The 2,547-nt window shown below is 37.7% G+C and carries 3 protein-coding genes; all 3 read left to right on the plus strand.

Annotated features, from left to right (window positions below; all coding sequences use genetic code 11):
- Positions 1 to 34: 34 nt before the first annotated feature.
- The 3 genes from RBQ93_RS12470 (at position 35) to RBQ93_RS12405 (ending at position 2,329) form a co-directional block, all read left to right on the plus strand.
- Positions 35 to 115, plus strand: a complete 81-nt coding sequence (locus RBQ93_RS12470) for a hypothetical protein (RefSeq protein WP_413818385.1) — start codon at positions 35 to 37, stop codon at positions 113 to 115.
- 234 nt (positions 116 to 349) lie between these two features.
- Entirely contained in the window at positions 350 to 769 is a 420-nt protein-coding gene (locus RBQ93_RS12400) for a hypothetical protein (RefSeq protein WP_320372433.1), read from the plus strand.
- A gap of 42 nt (positions 770 to 811) precedes the next feature.
- The gene (locus RBQ93_RS12405) at positions 812 to 2,329 is read left to right on the plus strand and encodes a lamin tail domain-containing protein (protein WP_320372434.1); all 1,518 of its coding nucleotides are present in this window, start codon (positions 812 to 814) and stop codon (positions 2,327 to 2,329) included.
- Positions 2,330 to 2,547 lie beyond the last annotated feature (218 nt).

The raw sequence follows: 2,547 nt of genomic DNA on the forward strand, positions 1-2,547 counted from the left end.
AGCAAATCCGCTGGATTTATCAAGCAATACGCCAATCACATTAATTATTGGTATACTTGGTTTAACTGCGGTAGCCGGGTTCTATTTAGTAAGTAAAAAGAGATATAACAATTAAATCCAATTCCTTCCTCTTAAAGCGCACTTCAACGTGCGCTTTTTTTTGCGCGTTTCATAAAGTTCAAGTTGAAATAAATAATTTTTGAATCGTTTTAAGAAATTAATGCGTTTCTGAGTATAAAAGCGAAATTTTCGCGTTTTTTTAATACTATTGCAAGATTTGACATTTAGTGCAAATATATAAGTATCAAGATAGATATTTCATAGGATTAATTCTTGGAGGGAATTAATTGTGAGAATCATTTCCAAAGAAATAATTACTTCCATTGTTGGTTTTACGGCTTTTATATCCGTGATTTTTTCCTTAGAAAAGCAAAAAGAAAAAGTGGCGGGAGAAACCATCGTGGAAGAAGTTTATCATCAAACTTCCTTTGCGATTAGTGAAGGATTTACCACGAGCACTATTTATAACCAGCCTCGTGTTAATCAAGGGACAGCCCCTTATTATTGGGATTTTCTCAATGGTACGGTTTCTTTAACAAATGCAATAACATCACCATCCGCGCATTTACGCGGTTATGTTGATGCGCAAAAGCCGGCTTTAGAAACCGTTTTTGCTATTCCCCATATCACTAAAGTTGACTTTTTCTATAAATCGGATCCAAATATTTCGCTCAATTTTAGTTATAGTTTAGATAATCGGCTCACCTAGTTTTCATCTACCAACTATGGGCGATCTTCCAGTGCAAAAAAAGTGACCTATATTATTGATTTAGAGGGATCAGACGAGTTCGTTAATCTACGCTGGCAAATGCAAAATGCGGGGAGCAAAACAGGTGATAAAGCTGAATTAATTATTGATGACATTACCATTTATTATGATGCAGATATTCCAATTGTGACCTTGGAAGCAATATCCATCCAAGGAACTCCCAATCAAACAGCATATTTTGCTGGTGATTTGTTTAATCCAACTGGTATTCAGGTAATAGCTTACTATAATGATGCAACAACAAAAGATGTGACTGCATTCACGACCTATACGCCGCAGCCATTAATCGCCGGAACCACGACTGTGATTGCCCATTATGCGGATGCCACTGGGGAACAAACAGCAAACATTACCGAGATTACTGTGGATGCGATTATTTTAGAGAATATCTTCATTAAAGAAACATCCAGCCACAACACTATTTTTCCCTTAGGCGAACCATTTGATTATACCGGGTTGATAATTATGGCGCGTTATAATAACACCACCCTTGAACTAGCAAGTGGATTTACTGTTTCCCTTGTTGATACGATGGAACTCGGTGAACAAAGTGTCACGGTTTTCTATGACAGTAAATCCACGAGTTATCTGATTATGGTCACAAATTTAAACGCCCAACCGGGCGTGGTTGATTATGCGGCGGATTTAATTATTTCCGAGTACATTGAAGGGAGTGCTAATAATAAATATCTTGAAATTTATAACGGAACTGGGCAGACAGTGGACTTGGCGGATTATCAGTTACAATTGTATGTAAATGGTTCGGCGACAGTGAGTAAACAGATGACATTATCCGGTGTACTACCTTCCAACTCCACGATTATTTATCAAAGAAGTTCCGCGGCTTTAACCTTACCACTAGGAATCACTTCCATAAATAGTGATGTTGTTAATTTTAACGGTGATGATGCGCTTGCCTTATATAAAATTTCAACTGGCACATATGTTGATATTTTTGGGCAAATTGGTATGGATCCCGGGACAGCTTGGACGATTGGTGAAGTTTCCACAAATGAACATACTTTAGTCCGTAAAGCCGATATTATCACGGGTGTTCAGCAAAACCCCCAAGTATTTAATCCTGCATTAGAGTGGGAGGTATATCCCCAAAATACCGCTTCTTACCTTGGATGGCATACCATGAACCTGATAATCCGCTTAACGGATTATCAACAAGCCCTGGCCTTTGCCCAATATGTTAATCATGGGATTGGGGAAAATGCCGCGGGACAATGTGGCATGGTCCTAAGTAATTTACAGTTGGAATATGGTTATATGAGTGCAACGGCAAAAAATGAATTTGTCACCAATGAGGATTCCATATTTATTGAGGCACGAACCCGGATGGCGTATTTAGAAACTTGGGCGGCTAGTCATCCAGAAGCGATAGGGAACCCATTTACTATGATAAATAATGACCAGTTAACGATGATCATGGGCATGCTTGCCCTGGTAGCTTTTTCGGGTTTTTATTTCACCAATAAGAAGAAGCAAATTTAATTTTGACCAATAGAGCAATCGCGCTTGGGTAGTAAGAAATTTTGTAAGCCGTCGATTTTGCTTTTATTTAAAATATTACTCGCTATTTGCAGATAATTTTCGGTGGTTTTTGTTGCATTTTTCCCCTTCATAAGATAAAGTAAACATTGCAGTTAATTACTTATGTAATAAGTAGTGTTTTATCTTATTCACAAAAACTGAAAATTGTTCCATAGATG

Source organism: Trichlorobacter sp. (assembly GCF_034008105.1).
In the GTDB taxonomy this organism is placed as follows: Bacteria; Desulfobacterota; Desulfuromonadia; order Geobacterales; family Pseudopelobacteraceae; genus Trichlorobacter.